Consider the following 17743-nt stretch of genomic DNA (forward strand, 5'->3'; position numbering starts at 1 on the left):
AGCTTCCCTAACAAGTGTTTGGTAGGTTAGCGTGCCCCTATGACAGGCGTCGAGAGCCCGGCCTATGTGCCGGGGCACGGACTGCTCAGGGGCCGCACCGCCGTCATCACCGCGGCGGCCGGCGCCGGCATCGGCGGAGCGACCGCCCGCCGCTTCCTGGAGGAGGGCGCGCACGTGGTCATCAGCGACGCCCACGCGCGCCGCCTGAAGGAGCACGAGGCCGAACTGGGCCGCAAGTTCCCGGGCCGGGTGACGGCCGTGCCGTGCGACGTCACCGACGAGGGCGAGGTACGGGCCCTGTTCGAGGCGGCCGTGGCCGGGCACGGACGGCTGGACGTCGTCGTCAACAACGCCGGTCTCGGGGGCACTTCGGACCTCGTCGACATGACCGACGAGCAGTGGTCCCGGGTCCTGGACGTCACCCTGAACGGCACCTTCCGGTGCACACGCGCCGCCCTGCGGGCGATGCGGGAGACCGGCGGCGGAGTGATCGTCAACAACGCCTCCGTCGTGGGCTGGCGCGCCCAGGCCGGGCAGGCGCACTACGCCGCCGCCAAGGCCGGGGTGATGGCCCTGACCCGGTGCGCGGCGATCGAGGCCGCCGCGTACGGCGTGCGGGTCAACGCGGTGGCCCCGAGCCTCGCCATGCACCCGCACCTGGTCAGGGTCACCTCGGCCGAACTGCTGCGGGAGCTGACCGAACGGGAGGCCTTCGGGCGGTACGCCGAGCCCTGGGAGGTGGCCAACGTGATCGTCTTCCTGGCCTCCGGCTACTCCTCCTACCTGACCGGCGAGGTCGTCGCCGTCAGCAGCCAACATCCTTGAGGGCCGGGACAGACCACAATGGGAGCGTGCCGACCAAGAAGAAGCCCCAGGTGACCGCGGCAGCAGCCCGGCGCGGCGAACTCCTCAGCACCGCTGCCGAGGTCTTCGCCGAGCACGGCTACAACGCCACCACCGTCCGCAGGATCGCCGACCACGCCGGAATGCTCGCGGGCAGCCTGTACTACCACTTCGACTCCAAGGAGTCGATGCTCGAGGAGATCCTGCGCACCTTCCTCGACGAACTGTGGGGCGGCTACGACACCGTCCTCGCCGCGGGGCTCGGACCCCGCGAGACGCTGGAGGCGCTCGTCACCGAGTCCTTCCGGGAGATCGACCGGCACCGCGCGGCCGTCGCGATCTACCAGAAGGAGAGCAGGCAACTCGTCGCCCAGGACCGGTTCGCCTTCCTCGCCGAGTCCCAGCGCCGGTTCGAGAAGGCCTGGCTCAGCACGCTGGAACGCGGTGTCGCCGAGGGCACCTTCCGCGCCGACCTCGACGTCCGCCTCACCTACCGGTTCGTGCGCGACACCGTGTGGGTCGCCGCCTCCTGGTACCGGCCCGGCGGACAGCACAGCCCCGAGGAGATCGCCCGCCAGTACCTGTCGATGGTGCTGGACGGGATCGCCGTACGCGAGTGACACCTGTGGAACACCACCCCTTTCCTGCCAGGGAGTTGCCATGGCCGAGGCCTACATCGTCGAAGCGGTCCGCACGCCCGTCGGACGGCGCGGGGGAGGGCTCAGCGCAGTCCACCCCGCCGACCTGGGCGCGCATGTGCTGACGGCCCTGGTGGAGCGGACCGGGATCGACCCGGCCGCCGTGGACGACGTGGTCTTCGGCTGCCTGGACGCGGTCGGGCCGCAGGCCGGGGACATCGCCCGTACCTGCTGGCTGGCCGCCGGGCTGCCCGAGGAGGTGCCGGGCGTGACCGTCGACCGGCAGTGCGGCTCCTCGCAGCAGGCCGTGCACTTCGCCGCACAGGCCGTGCTGTCCGGCACCCAGGACCTGGTGGTCGCGGGCGGGGTGCAGAACATGTCCCAGATACCGATCGCCTTCGCCTCCCGGCAGGCCGCCGAACCCCTCGGTCTGACCGACGGGCCCTTCCTCGGCAGCACCGGCTGGCGCGCCCGCTACGGCAACCAGCCCGTCAACCAGTTCACCGGCGCCGAGATGATCGCCGCCAAGTGGGGCATCAGCCGCGAGGACCAGGAGCAGTTCGCCCTGCGCTCGCACCGGCGGGCGGTCCGCGCCATCGACACCGGCCGCTTCGCGCGCGAGACCGTCCCCCATGGCGACGTCGGCGCGGACGAGGGCCCGCGCCGGGACACCTCCCTGGAGAAGATGGCCGCGCTGAAACCCGTCCTCGACGGCGGCACCATCACCGCCGCCTGCTCCTCCCAGGTCTCCGACGGCGCGGCCGCCCTGCTGCTCGCCTCCGAGCGCGCCCTACGCGACCACGGGCTGCGCCCGCGCGCCCGCGTTCACCACCTCTCCGTGCGCGGCGAGGACCCCATCCGGATGCTGTCCGCCCCCATCCCGGCCACGGCGCACGCCCTGAAGAAGACCGGCCTGACCATCGACGCCATCGACCTCGTCGAGATCAACGAGGCCTTCGCGCCGGTCGTCCTGGCCTGGCTGAAGGAGACCGGCGCCGACCCCGCCAAGGTCAACGTCAACGGCGGCGCGATCGCCCTCGGCCACCCCCTCGGCGCGACCGGCGTCCGCCTGATGACCACCCTCCTGCACGAACTGGAACGCACCGGCGGACGCTACGGCCTGCAGACCATGTGCGAGGGGGGCGGCCAGGCGAACGTGACGATCATCGAACGGCTCTGAGGGCGGGGCCCGGCACCGGGCCTCGCCGTGCGGGGCTCAGGTGCCGAGCGCGAACCCCAGCACCACCCCGGCGGACACCTCGACCATGCCCGGGGCCAGGTCGCCCGCCGAGGCACCGCCACCGCCGCCGTGCCCGCGGCGCTGGCGGAACTCGTACGACTCCGAGTCCACGTCCTGGATGTGGACCACGGAACCCAGCGAGACCCCGGCCGCCTCCGCGTAGACCTCGGCCTTGCGGCGGGCGGCCGCCACCGCCCTGCGGCGCGCCTCGTCCCGCAGCGCCGGCTTGTCGCGCACGTCGAACTCGACCTGGTCGACGTGGTGGGCGCCCGCGTCCACCGCGTCCACGATGAGCTGCCGCAGGTCGTCGAGCGCCTCGGTCTCCACGGCGTACGAGGCCCGGCACCGGTAGCCGAGGAACTTCCGGTCGGCCCCGTAACCCTCGTACTCCGAGTCCAGCTTGAGCCGGGACCCGGACACCGACGCATCCGGTATGCCGTGCCGGCGCAAGGTCTCCCGCAGCCGGGACACGGCCGCGCCCGCCTCCTGGAACGCCCGGTCCGCACCGGGCTCCAGCGCGTCCACCGTCAGCCTCACCCGGACCAGCTGCGGCTCCGCACGCACGCTGCCCGCTCCGAACACACTGAGCCCCCACGGCTCGTTGATCGCCTCAGTCATGCGCGCATTGAAGCACCCCCTGTCCGCAGCGCACCGATGATTTCCCCGGCCTGTGCCATCACCCGCTCCACCAGTTCCGCGCAGGACGGCAGGTCGTCGATCACCCCGGCGACCTGCCCGGACGCCATCACCCCGAGGTCCGTACGGCCGTCCACCATGGCGGACTTCAGCAGCATCGGCGTGTTCGCGGCCAGCACGACCTGGCTCCAGGACAGCTCCTTGCCGTGCCTGAGCGCGAGTCCGTCCCGCACCAGCTGCCGCCAGGTCAGCCCCGACAGCCGCCGGAAGCCGGCCGCCCTCCGTATCGCGTGCGCCAGGACCCGCACCCGGCCCGACCGCTCCAGCGTGTCCACAAGATCCGTGCGCAGCATCCGGTGCGGCAGGCCGTCCACGGCACGGGTGACCGTGACGTCCCGGACCGTCGCCGCCAGATACCGGGCCTTCACCGCCTCCGGCACCGTGGAGTCGGAGGTGAGCAGGAACCGCGTGCCCATCGCCACCCCGGCCGCCCCGTAGGCCAGGGCCGCCACCAGCCCCCGTCCGTCGAAGAAGCCGCCCGCCGCCACGACAGGGATGTCCACCGCGTCCACCACCTGCGGCAGCAGCACGCTCGTCGCCACCTCGCCGGTGTGCCCGCCGCCCTCGCCGCCCTGCACGATCACCGCGTCCGCACCCCAGGCGGCCACCTTCTCGGCGTGCCGGCGCGCCCCGACGGACGGGATGACGACCACACCCGCCTCCTTGAGCCGGGTGATCAGCTCACGCGAGGGGGCCAGCGCGAACGAGGCCACCCGGACGCCCTCCGCCAGCATGATCTCCACGCGGTCGGCGGCGTCGCCCGCGTCGGCGCGCAGGTTCACCCCGAACGGCGCGCCGGTGCGGGACCTCACCTCCCGTATCGCCTCGCGCAGCCGGTCCGGTGTCATCGTCGCGGACGCCAGGATGCCGAGCGCGCCCGCGTTCGCCGCCGCCGAGACCAGCCGAGGTCCGGCCACCCAGCCCATCCCGGTCTGCACGATCGGGTGCCGGACCCCGACCAGCCGGGTGAGTGCCGTGTCCATCAGACCGGAACCTCCCTGGCCCGGGTGTTCCCCGGGTCGATCACCTCGCGGATCAGGCGCAGTTCGGCGGCGGTCGGTTCGCGGGTGCACGGCACCTCGTCCGGGATCACGAGCTCGAACCCGGTCGCCTCCCGGACCTGGTCCACCGTCACGCCCGGATGCAGCGAGACCAGCCGCATCGTGCGGCCCGGCGTGGCGAAGTCGAAGACCCCGAGGTCGGAGACCACCCGGGGGATGCGGTGGTGCGGTGCACCGGCCGCGTGGTCGTACCCCACCCCGCACACCATGTCGACCTTCTCGACGAAGACCCGCCGGGAATGCTTCGGGATCCAGTAACTCGTGGGGTTGTTGAGCGTGTTGACGGGCGCTCCGCGCACCCCGAGCAGCTGCCGCGTCGGCTTCGCCCAGTCGCCGATGCAGGAGATGTTCTGGTTGCCGTAGCGGTCGATCTGGCTCGCACCCATCATCACGTGCCGCCGGCCCCCGGTGACCAGTTCCAGATGCTTGCGGTACGGCAGCCAGCCCTCCACCGTGCCGTCCGGGTCCACGAGCATCGCCTCACCGTCGGTCAGCAGCAGGTCGGGCGCGAAGGTCCGCCTGGCGAGACGGGCACCGACGGACGGAACCAGCCCCATCGGACTCGCCAGGATCTCGCCCCCGTCCCGCCAGGCCTCCGCGCAGGCGATGACGCAGTACTCGGCGCGGGATGCGACGCGGTGTCCGGAGAGTGCGGACTCGCTCATGACTCCTCCTCCACGGCCGCCCGGTGGTCATGTGCGTCCCCGCCCAGCCAGTGCGCCGCGAACCTGGGCCAGGGCGTGGTCGCGTACCGCTTCTGGAGCGCCTCGTCCCGGCCGTAGTCGGGAACGCAGGACGTGAAGTGCGCACCGCCCGGGGCTTGCACGACCCCGGTCACCACGTGCCGCCTGAGCAGCAGGGTCTGTGGCGCCGCCGCCTTCGTCAGCTCGGCCGTGTCGACGATCCGTTCGCAGGACACGTACGCCGTGTCCGCCGCCTCGCAGAACAGGTCGTCGAAGTACGGGTCCGGGCCCAGACACTGGCCGTTTCCCAGCCGGTCGGCGCGGTTGACGTGCACCAGGGCGGCATCCAGCCGCAGGGCGGGCATGGCGACGAACATCTCGCCGTCCTCGTACGGCGAAGTCACCGTCCTCAGGCCGGGGTTGACCCGCATGACGTCCGATCCGAGGCCCGCCCGGACCGGCAGGAAGGGCAGCCGGTTCGCGGCGGCGCGCAGCCCCCACATGAACATCGCCTCGTCGACCTCCGTCAGCTCGAAGGCTCCGCGCTCCCGCGCCGCCCGGTAGTGCGGTTCCAGCGGGATGGAGTCGAGGGTGACGAAGGCGGTGACCAGCCGGCGGATCCGGCCGGCCGCGGCCAGCATCCCGACGTCCGGTCCGCCGTACGACACGACCGTAAGGTCGCTGATCCCCGTCCGCAGCAGGGCCCTGACCAGCGTCAGCGGCTTGCGGCGGGAGCCCCAGCCGCCGATGCCGAGGGTCATGCCGCTCTCCAGCCGTGAGGCCACCTCCTCGGCGGTCATCGTCTTGTCGCCCATCTACGCGCCCTCCTTCCCGAACGTGTCGCGTACCTGGCCGGCCACTCCGCTGAGGCCCGCCTCGAAGGTGAAGCCCTGCTCGAAGCGGTAGCTCCGGCGGACGTCGACCGGGTCGATGCCGTTGATCGCGGCCTTGGCCATGCGCAGCAGCCGCCCGTCCTTGGCGGCGATCTCGCGGGCCAGTTCCAGAGCCGCCGCTCGCAACTCCGTGCGCGGCACCACGCGCCACACCGAGCCGTGACGGTGCAGCTCCTCGGCGCTCGCCGTACGGCCCGTGTAGTACAGGGCGCGCATCAGGTGCTGCGGGACCAGCCGGGCCATGTGGGTCGCGGCCCCCAGCGCGCCCCGGTCCAGTTCGGGCAGCCCGAAGGCGGCGTCCTCGCTCGCCACGATCGCGTCCGCGTTGCCCACCAGGCCTATCCCGCCGCCCAGGCAGAAGCCCTGCACCGCCGCGACGACGGGGACCGCGCACTCGTAGACCGCCGCGAAGGCCTCGGCGCAGCCGTGGTTGGCACCGATCAGCGCCTGCTGCCCCTGCGCCTGTATCTCCTTGATGTCCACGCCCGCGTTGAACCCGCGGCCCTCGGCGGCCAGCACCACGCACCGGACACCGGCATCGCGGCCGCAGGCGCGCACGGCGTCGGCCAGGGCGGCCCAGCCGCGCACCGGCAGTGCGTTCACCGGCGGGAAGTCGACGGTGACCACGGAAATCCCTTTTTCCGGGGACGAACGGGAGACACCCATGGGCGCATCAGCTACCTTTCCACCAAACATTTGTTAGGTGTGAGGCTTCGAAGCTAGCAGTCGACGCAGACAAGCGGGAGGGCCTGTGGACAACTCGCCACGCGGCAGGGCCGACGACAGGGCCGGCGGCACAACCGTGGTGGTCACCGGCGGTACCCGGGGCGTCGGCGCCGGGATCGCCCGGGCGTTCGCCGAGGCCGGGGCCCGCGTCCTGGTCTGCGCCCGCCGCCCGCCCGGACACGCCCTCGACGGCGTGGAGTTCGCGCCCGTCGACCTGCGCGACCCGCCCGCCGTACGGGCCTTCTTCGCCGCGCTGCCCCGGCTCGACGTGCTCGTCAACAACGCCGGCGGCACACCGTACCGGCTGCTCGCCGACGCCGACGCCGAGCGGCACGCCAAGGTCGTCGAGCTGAACCTGCTCACCCCGCTGACCGCGTCCCTCGCCGCGTACGAGCACCTGCGGCGCAGCCGGGGTTCGGTCGTGATGGTCGGCAGCGTCAGCGGCACCCGGCCCTCGCCCGGTTCGGCCGCGTACGGCGCGGCCAAGGCCGGTCTCGCGAACCTGGCCGCCTCCATGGCCGTGGAGTGGGCGCCGGACGTGCGCGTCAACACGCTCGTGGTCGGCATGGTCCGCACCGAGCTGTCCGCTCTGCACTACGGCGGCCCGGACGGCGTCGCGGCCGTCTCCCGCACCGTCCCGCTCGGCCGGCTCGCCGCCCCCGCCGACGTCGGTGCCGCGGCCGTCTTCCTGGCGTCCGACGCGGCCGCCTACATCACCGGAGCGAGTCTGCACGTGCACGGGGGCGGGGAGCGGCCCGCCTTCCTCGACGCCACAACAGCCAACCGGGAGAAGTGAGATGAGCGCACTCTGCGACGGCCGGGTCGTCGTCGTCACCGGAGCCGGCCGCGGGCTCGGCCGCGCCCACGCCCTGGCCTTCGCGGCCGAGGGCGCCCGGGTCGTCGTCAACGACCTGGGTGTGGGACTGGACGGGGCGCCCGGCGCGGACAATCCTGCCGAATCCGTGGTCGCGGAGATCCGGGCCGCCGGCGGTGAGGCGGTCGCGCACGGCGGTGACATCGCCACGACCGACGGCGCCGCCGCACTGGTCCGGACCGCTCTGGAGACGTACGGCCGGCTCGACACGCTCGTCAGCAACGCGGGGTTCCTGCGCGACCGGATGCTGGTGAACCTCGATGAGGACGACTGGGACGCCGTGATCCGCGTTCACCTCAAAGGGCACTTCCTGCCCCTCAAGCACGCGGCCGCGCACTGGCGGGCCGAGGCCCAGGCCGGCCGTGCCCCCGAGGCCAGGATTGTGCACACCAGCAGCGGGGCCGGTCTGCTGGGCTCGGTCGGGCAGGGCAACTACAGCGCCGCCAAGGCCGGGATCGTCGGTCTGACCCTGGTCGCGGCGGCCGAACTCGCCCGCTACGGCGTGCAGGTCAACGCCGTCGCGCCCGCCGCCCGCACCCGTATGACGGAACGTACCTTCGCCGGGGCGATGGCGCCCCCGGCCGCCGGTTTCGACGCCATGGCGCCCGCGAACGTCTCCCCGCTGGTGGTCTGGCTGGGCTCGGCCGCGAGCGCGGGGGTCACCGGCCGGGTCTTCGAGGCGGAGGGCGGCCGGATCACCGTCATGGAGGGCTGGCGGCCCGGCCCCACCGCCGACAAGGGCACGCGGTGGACACCGGCCGAGGCCGGGGAGGCGGCGCGCGAGCTGCTGGCGGCGGCGGAGCCCGCGGGGGCCGTCTACGGATCGTAGGGACGGTCGGCCGGTCAGGCGGTCAGCTGGTCAGGCGGGCCGCCGCGGCGTGCTGCCGCTCGCTCATCACCGACAGGAAGCGGATCACCGTCCTCAGCTCCTCCGTGCTGAACTCCTCGCAGGCGTCGACGATGTCCCGCGCCCAGTCCTCGAAGAACACGGCCAGTTCGGCGAGCTTGTCCCCGTTCAGTTCGACCAGCACCCGGCGCCTGTCCGTCGGGTGCTTGACCCGGCGGACGAAACCCTTGGCCTCCAGCCGGTCGAGCAGCCCCGTGACGGAGGCCGGGGCGAGTCCGGTCAGCTCGGCGAGGTCCTTCGCGGTGAGCGGGCCGTGCCGCTGGAGGAGGTCGAGGGTCTTCTCCTCCGTCGCGTTCAGGCCCTGCTTGGCGGCGACCGCCGAGTGGAACATCACCGTGACCGCGCTGTGGGTCCGGCCCACCGTCATGAGCTGGTCCAGCACCTCGGACCGCGCCGCCTCATCCCGCTTCTCGTCTGTCTCGGCCATGCCCCAAGGCTATCAAAAATTTCGTTCGGTCGAACTAACGACTTGCGGAGACGGGTGCCTGGGTGCAACTCTTTCGTTTGGTCGAACGAAATAAATCCGAGCCGAGGAGCCGAGGAGACCTTCATGTCCGCAACGCTCGCCGAACAACCCGCCCACGCGACCACACCCCATCCCCGCCGCTGGGCCGCCGCCGTCGTGATGATGGCCGCGGCACTGATGGACCTGCTCGACGGCACGATCGTCAACGTCGCCGTGCCGTCCATCAGCCGTGATCTGCACGCCTCGGCGAGCGACCTGCAGTGGGTCGTCTCCGCCTATCTGCTCGGCTTCGCCGCCGCCCTGATCGTCTCCGGACACCTCGGTGACCGCATCGGCCGCCGCCCGCTCTTCCTCGCCGGTACGGCCGGCTTCGGACTGGCCGGTCTGGCCTGCGGGATCGCCCAGTCACCGGGACAGCTGATCGCCGCCCGCGCCGTCCAGGGCGTCCTCGCGGCCGTGCTGGTGCCGCAGGTGATCGGCTCGTTCCGCACCCTCTTCCAGGGCAGGGAACGCGGGGCCGCCTTCGGGATGTACGGCGCCGTCGCCGGGTTCGCCTCCGCCGTCGGACTGCTGCTCGGCGGGGTGCTCACGGACGCCGACCTGTTCGGCTGGGGCTGGCGCTCGGTGTTCCTGGTGAACGTCCCGGTGGCCGTTGCGACCTTCGCCGGCGGGCTGCTGCTCGTCCCCTCCACGCGGGAGCGGTCGGCGGGCCGGCCGGACGCCCTGGGCAGTCTGCTGCTGGCCGGCGGCCTGGTCGCGATCGTGCTGCCGCTGGTGCAGGGCCGGGAGAACGGCTGGCCGCTGTGGGGCTGGATCTGCCTGGGCGCGGGAGTCGTGGCCGTGGTGGGGCTCGGGGTGTACGAGGCCCGACGGCACCGGCCCGGGACGGTGCCGCTGCTGCCGGCCCGTGCCTTCCGGCTCCCGGCCTTCTCGGTGGGCGTCCTCGTCCAGCTGCTGTTCTCCGTCGGCATGCAGGGCTTCTTCCTGGTCTTCGCGGTCTGGCTGCAGGCCGGCGAGCGGTACACGCCGATGCAGGCCGGACTGGTGACGGTCGCCTTCTCGGCCGGCGGTTTCCTCACTGCGCCGGCCGCGGACGGGCTCGCCGTACGGTACGGGCGGCTGGTGCTCGGGGCGGGAGCGCTCATGATGGCGGGCGGCTTCGGCTGGGTCGGGGCCGTGGTCGACGGCGCGGCCGCCGCGCACACCGGGGCGTGGCCGCTCGTGCCTGGGCTGCTCATCGCCGGGGCGGGGCTGGGGTTCCTGGTGGTGCCGCTGGTGAACGTGGTGCTGTCGGCGGTGCCGGTGGAACTGGCCGGCGGGGCGTCCGGGATCTTCTCCACGGCCCAGCAGTTCGGGGGAGCGCTGGGGGCCGCCGTGGTCGGCACGGTGTTCTTCGGGCGGGTGTCCACGGGGATGACCGGGGCCCTGGGCGACGCGATGCCGTGGGTGGTGGGGGCGTTCGTGGCGTGCGGGGGGTTGTGCGCGGCGCTTCCCCGGCGAGGGTCGGCCGGACACCTCGGCTGACCCGCCGCGACGCCCGGGTGGCCCTAGGTGTCGCACTCCAGCACCGTCCGGCACAGCCCGCACCGCGCCCGTACCCGCCCCTTCACCGGCACCCGGATCCGCTGGTGGCAGGTCGGGCAGGGGAAGGACACGCGGAGGTGGCCGGACGGGTCGGGGCTGAAGGCGTAGGGGCCCTCCGGCTGGACACCGGGCGCGTGCCGCCTGTCGTGGGCGTACCGCCGGCGCCCCGCCCAGCCGGCCCCCGTCAGCGGCGGCTGCTGCTCGTCCCGGCGGGCCAGGGCCAGCCCCTTGACGTACGCGTCGTAGGCCTGCGCACTGGTGAACCACACCGAGGGGTCCTCGTGGAAGAGCAGCGCCCGCTTGGCCAACACGTACCCGAACTCCTCCGGGGTGAGGTAGCCGAGCTTCTGCGAGGAGACCGCGTCCTCCCGGTAGGCGTCCAGCAGCAGCCAGCCCGCGCCCAGGTAGGCCGTCACCGTGTCCGTGAGGATCTCGTTCTCCGCCGTGCTCGGGAAGGAGAGGTCCAGGCGGTGCAGATAGACGTGCGCCACCTCGTGGGCGAGCGCCGCGCCGATGTCCCTTCGGTGGGTGCGGAAACGGTCGTTCAGTTCCACGAAGTACTCGGGTCCCGCCGCCAGTTCGACGTTCGCCGCATGGGTCATCTCCCGGAAGCCGACGATCAGCCGCGCGTCCGGCAACCGGAAGTGCCGCACGATCTCGCGGGCCACCCGCTGCGCGCCGAGATGGAGGTCGTCGGTGTCGCAGAAGGCCACGTCGGCGGGGACCACGCTGGTCGAGAACGTCTGGACGGTGGCGTAGGACAGGCGCCTGTACAGCGCGGTGATCGCTGCCCGCACCGTCTCCAGGTGCGGGTAGCCGTGCTGGACCGGTCCGCCGTTCGCCACGTCCGCACCCCCAAAGACGCCTGAACTCCTCTCCACTGTAGGCGGGGCGGACCGCCGGTCACACGGGCAGCAGACGGGGCGCCGCCCGGCTCCGGTCCGACTGGTCCAGCTCCAGCACCCACACCGCGTTCTCGCCCTCCCGCAGTACCGGCCCGGGGACGTACAGGGACCGCTGGGGACCCACCGACCAGTAACGGCCCAGGTTGAAGCCGTTGATCCAGACGAATCCGCGGGTCTGGCCGGGCAGCTCCAGCCGGGCGTCCCCGGCCCCGCGGACGGTCACCCGGCCCCGGTACAGGCCCGGTGCGCCCTCCTCGGGCAGCGCGCCGAACGGCACCGCGTCCACGCCGCCCTCGAACGCGTCCAGATCCAGCCCACGCGCGCGTACCCCGTGCAGGAACTGCCGCTCGTGCAGGATGCCGCCGGTGATCCCCTTCGCCTCGCCGAAGCGCGGACCGTAGTTCACCCGCCCGAAGGACTCCACCCACACCTCCACGCGCGCGGGGCCCGCGACGGGCTCCTTCAGGCGCGGCTCCTCCTCGGTGAGCACCCCGGCCCGCTCTCCGTCGACGTACACCACCGCGAGGTCCCGCAGCCCGCGCAGGGTCAGCGGGTACGGCCGCCGTGGGCCGGGCACCTCCACCTCGTAGCGCACCAGGCCCCGGGTGACGTGCAGGTCCTCGAAGGCCGGCGGCAGCGGCGCGACCGTCTCCTCGCCGCCCAGTGTCTCCAGGACGTCGCCCAGGGGCGCCCAGCCGTCGAGGGTCACCTCCGTCGGACGGGCCAACGAGGCGGGCGCCTGGGGGAGTTCGGGCAGGGGCCCGCAGTGGTGGGCGGCCAGCACTTCGCGGAAGCGCCAGAACTTCTCGGTCGGGCGGCCGTACTCGTCCACCGGGGCGTCGTAGTCGTACGAGGTCACATCGGGTTCCAGCGGGCCCTCGTGCAGTTCGCCGCCGCCCCGGTTGGCCCCCGCCCAGCCGCCGAAGCTGGTGCCGCCGTGCGCCATGTAGAGGTTCACCGACGCCCCGCACTCCAGGATCTCCCGCAGCGCCCCGGCGGCCTCCTCGGGGTCCCGTACGACGTGCTCGCCGGCCCAGTGGTCGAACCAGCCGCACCAGAACTCCATGCACATCAACGGGCCCCCGGGGCGGTGGCGGCGCAGCGTTTCGAAGGCCTCGCGCGCGTGGGAGCCGAAATTCACCGTGGCGAGCACCCCGGGCAGCGAACCGCCGGTCAGCATGTGGTCCTCGGGACCGTCCGACGTGCACAGCGGGACCGTGACGCCCTTGGCGCGCAGCAGAGCGGCCAGCTCCTCCAGATAGCCGGTGTCACTGCCGTAGCTGCCGTACTCGTTCTCGACCTGCACCAGGACCACCGGGCCGCCGCGGTCGATCTGCCGGGGCACGATCTCGTGCATCAGGTGGTGGAACCAGCGCTCCACGGCGGAGAGCCAGCGCTCGTCACGCGTGCGTACGCGCGTGCCCGCCGCGCCCGTGACCCAGGAGGGCAGCCCGCCGTTCTCCCACTCGGCGCAGATGTAGGGCCCCGGCCGCACGATCGCCCACAGGCCGGCCTCCCGTACCGCGTCGAGGAAGCGGCCGAGGGCCCGCACGTCCCGGTAGCCGCCCGGGACCGGCTGGTGCAGGTTCCAGGGGACGTACGTCTCCACGCAGTTCAGGCCCATCGCGCGCAGCATCGCCAGCCGGTGCCGCCAGTGCTCCTCGTGCACCCGGAAGTAGTGCAGCGCCCCGGACAGCAGCCGTACCGGACGACCGTCCAGCAGGAAGTCGGCTTCCCCCACCGTGAACTCGCTCATGCGCCCAAGCCTCAGCCCCTTCCGGCGACCGGCGCCATGGACGAAGATCGGCGCTGCTTGGACAAAACGTTTGGTCAGAGTGTCCGGGGCACGTCCGCCGCCGACGCCGGGAGGAGCGCCGATGTACCAGACCTGGATGAGGTTCTTCAGCCCCGGCCCCGCACACCACCGGCTCGGCCTGGTCTGTCTCGGTGTCGGCCTGCAGCACGGCGCACTGCCCACGGTCGGCCCGCGCACCCTCGACCACCACGTGGCCGTCGTGATCAGCGCGGGCGGCGGCTGGTACCGGGGCGCCGACGGCCGCCGTACGACCGTCACCGCGCCCGCGCTGCTCTGGCTCACCCCCGGCGTGCCCCACCACTACGCGCCCGATCCGGGCACGGGCTGGGACGAGGGCTTCGTCGACTTCGCCGGGCCCGCCACCGCGACGTACACCGAACTCGGCTACATCGAACCCGGGCGTCCCGTCGTCCCGCTCTCGGACGCCTCCGGGCCCCGCGCGGTGGTCGCCCGCATCGCCCGCGCCGCCCGCCGCGGCAATCCGCTGCTGGAGGTGGAGACCGGCGCCGCCGTGCACGAACTCCTCGTCGCCCTGCGCCGCGCCCGCGCCGACCTCGCCCCGGACGGCGACCAGGTGCTGGAGGCGCTCGCGCGGGACGCCTGCACACCGATGAGCGTCGCCGACCACGCGCGCGTGCACGGCATGACCCCGGCCGAGCTGCGCAGCGCCGTCCGCCGGGCCGCCGGCTGCAGCCCCAAGGACTACCTCCTCGGCATCCGCCTCGGCCGCGCCAAGGAACTCCTCGCCGCCACCGAGCTGCCCGTCGCCGCCGTCGCCCGCCGCGTCGGCTACGACGACCCCGCGTACTTCTCCCGGCTGTTCACCCGCCGCGTGGGCCTCGCCCCGGTCCGCTTCCGCGCCCAGCAGGGCCGCAGCGTGCCCGGCGGCTGGAGCGACCGCGTGCCGGACCCCGGCGATCCGCCGGTGATCCACTCTCCGGACACCGCCGGAACCCGGTCCGGCGAACCCATAGGCTGAGGTCCATGACCACCAGCAACACCGGAACCGGTGACGTGGACCCCGAGGTCCGTCAGGAGCTGGAGCGGCTGCGCGACAGCATCGACAACATCGACGCGGCCGTCGTCCACCTGCTCGCCGAGCGGTTCAAGGCCACCCAGCAGGTCGGCCGGCTCAAGGCCGTGCACCAACTCCCGCCCGCCGACCCGGCCCGCGAGGCCCGCCAGATCGAGCGTCTGCGCCGCCTCGCGGAGAACGCCAAGCTCGACCCGGCCTTCGCCGAGAAGTTCCTGAACTTCATCATCGCCGAGGTGATCAGGCACCACGAGCGCATCGCCGAGGACACCGCCAACGGCGAGCAGCCGAACGCCTGACCCCCGCGGACCCCGGCCCCCGGCGAGTCGGATATAAGGTGTGAAGCCGTACACCCTCTGTGCGCTGTCAGTGTCATCAGGCAGCATGGCCTGCATGTCCGTTCTCACGCGTGATGAAGCGCTGCTCCGAGCACAGCTCCTCGACGTCCACCGCTACACGGTCGAGCTGGACCTCACGACCGGGGGCGAGACCTTCGACTCGCGCACCGTGATCCGGTTCACCGCGCGGTCCGCCGGGGACACGTTCGTGGAGCTGAAGCCCGCCGAGTTGCGCGCCGTCACGCTCGACGGGGAGCCGCTCGATCCCGAGTCGCTGCAGGACGGCCGGCTCGTGCTGAAGAACCTCGCCGCGGGCGGACACGAGCTGCGCGTCGACGCCGCCATGCACTACTCCCGCACCGGCGAGGGCATGCACCGCTTCACCGACCCCAGCGACGGCGAGACGTACGTCTACACCCAGCTGTTCATGGACGACGTCCAGCGGGTCTTCGCCGCCTTCGACCAGCCGGACCTGAAGGCCGTCTTCGAGGTCTCCGTCAGGGCGCCCGAGGGCTGGACCGTGCTCGCGAACGGCATCACCGAACAGCGCGCCGACGGCGTCTGGCAGGCCGCGCCCACCCCGCCGATCTCCACCTACCTCGTCGCCGTCGCCGGCGGCCCCTGGCACTCGGTGCGCACCGAGCACCACGGACTGCCCTTCGGCATCCACTGCCGTCGCTCCCTCGCCCCCCACCTCGAAGCCGACGCCGACGAGATCCTGGACATCACGCGCGCGTGCTTCGACCGCTACCACGAGAAGTTCGAGGAGCCGTACCCCTTCGACTCCTACGACCAGGCGTTCGTCCCCGAGTTCAACGCGGGCGCCATGGAGAACCCGGGCCTGGTCACCTTCCGCGACGACTTCGTCTACCGCTCCGCCGTCACCGACACCGAGCGGCAGACCCGCGCCATGGTCATCGCGCACGAGATGGCCCACATGTGGTTCGGCGACCTCGTCACCCTCAAGTGGTGGGACGACATCTGGCTGAACGAGTCCTTCGCCGAGTACATGGGCTACCAGACCACCGCCGAGGCCACCCGCTTCACCGGCCCCTGGACCGAGTTCGGCGTCACCCGCAAGGCCTGGGGCTACGACGCGGACCAGCGGCCCACCACCCACCCCGTCGCCTCCGAGAACGTCGACGACACGGCCTCCGCGCTGCTCAACTTCGACGGCATCTCCTACGCCAAGGGCGCCTCCGCGCTGCGTCAGCTCGCCGCCTGGCTCGGCGAGAAGGACTTCCTCGCCGGCATCAACACCCACTTCGCCCGCCACAGGTTCGGCAACGCCACCCTCGCCGACTTCATCGACTCCCTGGCCTCCGCCACCGACCGCGACGTGCCCGCCTGGGCCGACCGCTGGCTGCGCACCACCGGCGTCGACCGGCTCACGCCCGTCATCTCCGCCGCCGACGGCACCTGCACCCTGACCGTCGACCGCGCCGGCAGCCGCCCGCACCGCCTCACCGCCGGCCTGTACGACCACGACATCGCCGACGAAGGCCGGCTGCACCTGCGCGAACGCCTCGACCTCGACGTCCCGCAGACCGCCCCGCACCCCATCGGCAAGCGCCCCGCGCTGCTCCTGCTCAACGACGGCGACCTCACCTACGCCAAGGTCCGCTTCGACGCCGACTCCTTCGAGACCGTCCGCTCCGGCCTGTCCGGCCTGCCCGACCCGCTCACCCGCGCGGTCGTCTGGAACGCCCTGAGGGACGCCGTACGCGACGGCGAACTCCAGCCCGCCGCCTACCTGGAGACGGCCCGCGCCCACCTCCCGCACGAGACCGACCTGGCCCTCGCCCAAGGCGTCCTCGCGTTCGCCTCCGGACAGATCGCCGACCAGTACCTGAAGCCCGAGGACCGCCCGGCCGCCCTGTCGACCCTCGCCGCCCTCTGCCGCGACCTGCTGCGGCGCACCGAGGACGGCGACAACCCCGGCCTGCGCCTCATCGCCGTACGGCACCTGATCGGTGTGTCCGCCCACCCCGACACCATCGCCGCCTGGCTCGCCGACGGCACCGTGCCCGGCGGACCGGAACTCGACCCCGAGCTGCGCTGGCGCATCCTCGCCCGGCTCGCCGCGCTCGGAGCCACCGACGAGGCCGCCATCGCCGCCGAGCTGGAGCGCGATCCGAGCGCCACCGGCCAGGAGGGCGCCGCCCGCTGCCGCGCCGCCCTGCCCGACCCGGAGGCCAAGCGGGCGGCCTGGGAGGCGATGTTCGCCGGCGACGACCTGTCCAACTACCTCTTCACGGCCACCGCACAGGGCTTCTGGCAGCCCGAACAGGCCGATCTCGTACGGGAGTACGTCCCGCGTTTCTACGACGACGCCGTCGCCGTCAGTGCCCGGCGCGGACCCGCCATAGCCGTCGCCGCCGGCCGCTGGGCCTTCCCGGCACACGCCGTCCACACCGAGAACCTGCGACTGGGCGAGGCCTGTCTGCGCGACGCCGACCCCACCCCGGCCCTGCGCCGCACCCTCGCCGACCGCCTCGACGACCTGGCTCGCGCCCTGCGGGTCCGCGACGAGCAGCACCAGGAGGCACAGACGGCGCGCACGGAGCAGGTCCGGTGACCTGGGGCCCGGCTGGCCCCTGCCGACGATGCGCCGGCCCGGGCGCCCTTCCTGGGCTCGAGCCGTCAGGAGCGACCAGCCGGGCCTTCGGAGGCGACTTCCGTGATCGTGGTGACCGGCGCGACCGGCAACGTCGGCCGTGCCCTCATCGACCGTCTGCTCGCGACGGGCCGGCCCATCCAAACACTGCTGCTCTCCAGCGGCCTGTTCCAGGAGGGTGCCGACGAGACCCACCCCCTCCACGCCATGCACGCCACCGTCGAGCGGCAGATTCACGACAGCGGGCTCGACTGGACCTTCCTGCGGCCGAACGCCTTCGCCGCCGACGCCCTGCAGTGGGCGCCGCGGATCCGCGCCGGGAACACGGTCCGCGGGGTCTTCGCGGGCGCGCTCTCCGCGCCCCTCCACGAGGACGACATCGCGGCGGTCGCCGAACGGGTCCTGCTCGACGGCGGACACGAG

The 17743-nt window shown here is 72.9% G+C and carries 17 protein-coding genes; 9 read left to right on the top strand and 8 right to left on the bottom strand.

Annotated elements, in window-relative coordinates:
• Positions 1–39 precede the first annotated feature (39 nt).
• Genes ACZ7HQ_RS04510 through ACZ7HQ_RS04520 form a run of 3 tightly spaced genes read left to right on the top strand, consistent with a single transcriptional unit; the run spans position 40 to position 2661 of the window.
• The gene (locus ACZ7HQ_RS04510) at positions 40–825 is read left to right on the top strand and encodes an SDR family oxidoreductase (protein ID WP_470984514.1); all 786 of its coding nucleotides are present in this window, start codon (positions 40–42) and stop codon (positions 823–825) included.
• Between the two features lie 26 nt (positions 826–851).
• Complete coding sequence (locus ACZ7HQ_RS04515; protein WP_470984517.1) at positions 852–1463, top strand: TetR/AcrR family transcriptional regulator; 612 nt, start codon at positions 852–854, stop codon at positions 1461–1463.
• 40 nt (positions 1464–1503) lie between these two features.
• On the top strand, positions 1504–2661 hold the full coding sequence (locus ACZ7HQ_RS04520; protein WP_470984520.1) for an acetyl-CoA C-acetyltransferase: 1158 nt from the start codon (positions 1504–1506) through the stop codon (positions 2659–2661).
• 36 nt (positions 2662–2697) lie between these two features.
• On the opposite strand, the gene ACZ7HQ_RS04525 is transcribed toward ACZ7HQ_RS04520, so the two are convergent.
• From ACZ7HQ_RS04525 to ACZ7HQ_RS04545, 5 genes are read right to left on the bottom strand one after another with little or no spacing between them, the layout of a single operon-like run.
• Positions 2698–3339 (bottom strand): SIMPL domain-containing protein, encoded by a 642-nt coding sequence (locus ACZ7HQ_RS04525; protein WP_470984523.1) that lies wholly within the window; start codon positions 3337–3339, stop codon positions 2698–2700.
• A complete protein-coding gene (locus tag ACZ7HQ_RS04530; protein WP_470984526.1) occupies positions 3336–4400 on the bottom strand; it encodes an NAD(P)H-dependent flavin oxidoreductase in 1065 nt (354 codons plus the stop codon). Before ACZ7HQ_RS04530 ends, ACZ7HQ_RS04525 begins: the two co-directional genes overlap by 4 nt.
• A complete protein-coding gene (locus tag ACZ7HQ_RS04535; protein ID WP_470984529.1) occupies positions 4400–5143 on the bottom strand; it encodes a CoA-transferase subunit beta in 744 nt (247 codons plus the stop codon). Before ACZ7HQ_RS04535 ends, ACZ7HQ_RS04530 begins: the two co-directional genes overlap by 1 nt.
• On the bottom strand, positions 5140–5976 hold the full coding sequence (locus tag ACZ7HQ_RS04540; RefSeq protein WP_470984532.1) for a CoA transferase subunit A: 837 nt from the start codon (positions 5974–5976) through the stop codon (positions 5140–5142). Before ACZ7HQ_RS04540 ends, ACZ7HQ_RS04535 begins: the two co-directional genes overlap by 4 nt.
• Complete coding sequence (locus ACZ7HQ_RS04545) at positions 5977–6720, bottom strand: enoyl-CoA hydratase family protein (protein WP_470984535.1); 744 nt, start codon at positions 6718–6720, stop codon at positions 5977–5979.
• An 85-nt stretch (positions 6721–6805) separates the two neighbouring features.
• Here ACZ7HQ_RS04545 and ACZ7HQ_RS04550 point away from each other — a divergent pair, with 85 nt between their 5' ends.
• Positions 6806–7576, top strand: a complete 771-nt coding sequence (locus tag ACZ7HQ_RS04550) for an SDR family oxidoreductase (RefSeq protein ID WP_470984538.1) — start codon at positions 6806–6808, stop codon at positions 7574–7576.
• Position 7577: 1 nt separating this feature from the next.
• A complete protein-coding gene (locus ACZ7HQ_RS04555) occupies positions 7578–8483 on the top strand; it encodes an SDR family oxidoreductase (RefSeq protein ID WP_470984540.1) in 906 nt (301 codons plus the stop codon).
• 22 nt (positions 8484–8505) lie between these two features.
• Here the strand turns inward: ACZ7HQ_RS04555 and ACZ7HQ_RS04560 are convergent, their stop codons facing one another.
• Complete coding sequence (locus ACZ7HQ_RS04560) at positions 8506–8988, bottom strand: MarR family winged helix-turn-helix transcriptional regulator (protein WP_470984542.1); 483 nt, start codon at positions 8986–8988, stop codon at positions 8506–8508.
• A gap of 123 nt (positions 8989–9111) precedes the next feature.
• Between ACZ7HQ_RS04560 and ACZ7HQ_RS04565 the strand changes: the two genes are divergently transcribed.
• Positions 9112–10551, top strand: coding sequence for an MFS transporter (locus ACZ7HQ_RS04565; protein ID WP_470984545.1), 1440 nt, complete (start codon positions 9112–9114; stop codon positions 10549–10551).
• Positions 10552–10574: 23 nt separating this feature from the next.
• On the opposite strand, the gene ACZ7HQ_RS04570 is transcribed toward ACZ7HQ_RS04565, so the two are convergent.
• Together ACZ7HQ_RS04570 and ACZ7HQ_RS04575 are read right to left on the bottom strand one after the other, a co-directional pair.
• A complete protein-coding gene (locus tag ACZ7HQ_RS04570; protein WP_470984548.1) occupies positions 10575–11456 on the bottom strand; it encodes a hypothetical protein in 882 nt (293 codons plus the stop codon).
• 58 nt (positions 11457–11514) lie between these two features.
• Positions 11515–13272: a beta-galactosidase gene (locus ACZ7HQ_RS04575; RefSeq protein WP_470984551.1), complete on the bottom strand. Its 1758-nt coding sequence runs from the start codon at positions 13270–13272 to the stop codon at positions 11515–11517.
• A 121-nt stretch (positions 13273–13393) separates the two neighbouring features.
• On the opposite strand from ACZ7HQ_RS04575, the gene ACZ7HQ_RS04580 reads away from it, so the two are divergent.
• From ACZ7HQ_RS04580 to pepN, 3 genes are all read left to right on the top strand, one after another.
• Complete coding sequence (locus tag ACZ7HQ_RS04580) at positions 13394–14311, top strand: helix-turn-helix domain-containing protein (RefSeq protein ID WP_470984554.1); 918 nt, start codon at positions 13394–13396, stop codon at positions 14309–14311.
• Positions 14312–14316: 5 nt separating this feature from the next.
• On the top strand, positions 14317–14664 hold the full coding sequence (locus ACZ7HQ_RS04585; protein WP_470984557.1) for a chorismate mutase: 348 nt from the start codon (positions 14317–14319) through the stop codon (positions 14662–14664).
• 94 nt (positions 14665–14758) lie between these two features.
• The gene (gene pepN / locus ACZ7HQ_RS04590; RefSeq protein ID WP_470984561.1) at positions 14759–17281 is read left to right on the top strand and encodes an aminopeptidase N; all 2523 of its coding nucleotides are present in this window, start codon (positions 14759–14761) and stop codon (positions 17279–17281) included.
• Positions 17282–17743: the final 462 nt, after the last annotated feature.

The sequence above is a fragment of the Streptomyces sp. NPDC037290 genome, assembly GCF_055603245.1.

Coding starts and splice junctions, on each gene's coding strand:
- ACZ7HQ_RS04560 (WP_470984542.1), bottom strand. CDS start 8,988: ATGGCCGAGACAGACGAGAAGCGGGATGAGGCGGCGCGGTCCGAGGTG.
- ACZ7HQ_RS04525 (WP_470984523.1), bottom strand. CDS start 3,339: ATGACTGAGGCGATCAACGAGCCGTGGGGGCTCAGTGTGTTCGGAGCG.
- ACZ7HQ_RS04555 (WP_470984540.1), top strand. CDS start 7,578: ATGAGCGCACTCTGCGACGGCCGGGTCGTCGTCGTCACCGGAGCCGGC.
- ACZ7HQ_RS04540 (WP_470984532.1), bottom strand. CDS start 5,976: ATGGGCGACAAGACGATGACCGCCGAGGAGGTGGCCTCACGGCTGGAG.
- ACZ7HQ_RS04565 (WP_470984545.1), top strand. CDS start 9,112: ATGTCCGCAACGCTCGCCGAACAACCCGCCCACGCGACCACACCCCAT.
- ACZ7HQ_RS04545 (WP_470984535.1), bottom strand. CDS start 6,720: ATGGGTGTCTCCCGTTCGTCCCCGGAAAAAGGGATTTCCGTGGTCACC.
- ACZ7HQ_RS04535 (WP_470984529.1), bottom strand. CDS start 5,143: ATGAGCGAGTCCGCACTCTCCGGACACCGCGTCGCATCCCGCGCCGAG.
- ACZ7HQ_RS04580 (WP_470984554.1), top strand. CDS start 13,394: ATGTACCAGACCTGGATGAGGTTCTTCAGCCCCGGCCCCGCACACCAC.
- ACZ7HQ_RS04585 (WP_470984557.1), top strand. CDS start 14,317: ATGACCACCAGCAACACCGGAACCGGTGACGTGGACCCCGAGGTCCGT.
- ACZ7HQ_RS04520 (WP_470984520.1), top strand. CDS start 1,504: ATGGCCGAGGCCTACATCGTCGAAGCGGTCCGCACGCCCGTCGGACGG.
- ACZ7HQ_RS04575 (WP_470984551.1), bottom strand. CDS start 13,272: ATGAGCGAGTTCACGGTGGGGGAAGCCGACTTCCTGCTGGACGGTCGT.
- ACZ7HQ_RS04530 (WP_470984526.1), bottom strand. CDS start 4,400: ATGGACACGGCACTCACCCGGCTGGTCGGGGTCCGGCACCCGATCGTG.
- ACZ7HQ_RS04510 (WP_470984514.1), top strand. CDS start 40: ATGACAGGCGTCGAGAGCCCGGCCTATGTGCCGGGGCACGGACTGCTC.
- pepN (WP_470984561.1), top strand. CDS start 14,759: ATGTCCGTTCTCACGCGTGATGAAGCGCTGCTCCGAGCACAGCTCCTC.